Annotated in this window: 1 protein-coding gene; it reads left to right on the top strand. The window is 62.5% G+C overall.

Annotated elements, in window-relative coordinates:
* Positions 1-1,577: class 1b ribonucleoside-diphosphate reductase subunit alpha (gene nrdE / locus LQV45_RS31210; protein WP_230011215.1), on the top strand; the 1,577-nt coding region annotated here is incomplete at both ends.

Here is a 1,577-nt window from a genome sequence, read left to right as displayed (position 1 = left end):
CTCTACAACCGCGCGTACAAGAAGAAGTTCCGCTTCGAGACCTTCCTCGGCGCGTTCAAGTTCTACACCTCGTACACGCTGAAGACGTTCGACGGAAAGCGCTTCCTGGAGCGCTACGAGGACCGCGTCTGCATGGTGGCCCTGCACCTGGCCCGCGGCGACGAGAAGCTCGCCACCCAGATGGTGGACGAGATCATCGAAGGCCGCTTCCAGCCGGCCACCCCGACGTTCCTGAACGCCGGCAAGCGCCAGCGCGGCGAGCTGGTCTCCTGCTTCCTGCTCCGCATCGAAGACAACATGGAGTCGATCGGCCGGTCCATCAACTCCGCCCTGCAGCTCTCCAAGCGCGGCGGCGGCGTCGCCTTCGCGCTGACCAACATCCGCGAGGTCGGCGCGCCGATCAAGCAGATCGAGAACCAGTCCTCCGGCGTCATCCCCGTGATGAAGCTCCTCGAGGACAGCTTCTCCTACGCCAACCAGCTCGGTGCCCGCCAGGGTGCCGGTGCGGTGTACCTGCACGCGCACCACCCGGACATCTACCGCTTCCTGGACACCAAGCGCGAGAACGCGGACGAGAAGATCCGCATCAAGACCCTCTCGCTCGGCGTCGTCATCCCGGACATCACCTTCGAGCTCGCCAAGCGGGACGAGGACATGTACCTGTTCTCCCCGTACGACGTCGAAAAGGTCTACGGCATGCCGTTCTCCGACGTCTCGGTCACCGAGAAGTACTACGAGATGGTGGACGATTCCCGGATCAAGAAGACCAAGATCAAGGCGCGCGAGTTCTTCCAGACCCTCGCCGAGATCCAGTTCGAATCCGGCTACCCGTACATCATGTTCGAGGACACCGTGAACCGGGAAAACCCGATCGACGGCAAGATCATCATGTCCAACCTGTGCTCCGAGATCCTCCAGGTCTCGCAGCCCACCACGTACCACGATGACCTGTCCTACGACCAGACCGGCAAGGACATCTCCTGCAACCTGGGTTCGCTGAACATCGCCAAGACCATGGACTCGCCGGACTTCGGCCTGACCATCGAGACGGCCATCCGGTCGCTCTCGGCCGTCTCGGACATGTCCAACATCACATCGGTGCCCTCGATCGCCCGCGGCAACGACCAGAGCCACGCGATCGGCCTCGGCCAGATGAACCTGCACGGCTACCTGGCCCGCGAGCGGGTCCACTACGGTTCCGAAGAGGGCCTGGACTTCACCAACATCTACTTCTACTCGGTGGTGTTCCACGCGGTCCGCGCCTCCAACCTGCTGGCCATCCAGACCGGCCAGACCTTCGGCGGCTTCGAGAAGTCCAAGTACGCCTCCGGCGAGTTCTTCGACAAGTACACCGAGCAGGAATGGGTCCCGCAGACCGAGAAGGTCGCCGAGCTGTTCAAGAACATCCACATCCCCACCCAGGATGACTGGCGCGAGCTGAAGGCCTCCGTCATGGAGCACGGCATATACAACCAGAACCTGCAGGCTGTGCCGCCCACCGGCTCGATCTCCTACATCAACAACTCCACCTCCTCGATCCACCCGGTGGCGTCCAAGAGCGAGATCCGCAACGAAGG

It is taken from the genome of Microbacterium sp. Bi128, assembly GCF_918698205.1.
Note: the sequence above shows the minus strand (reverse complement) of the source record. Positions and strands in the feature narration are given on the sequence as shown.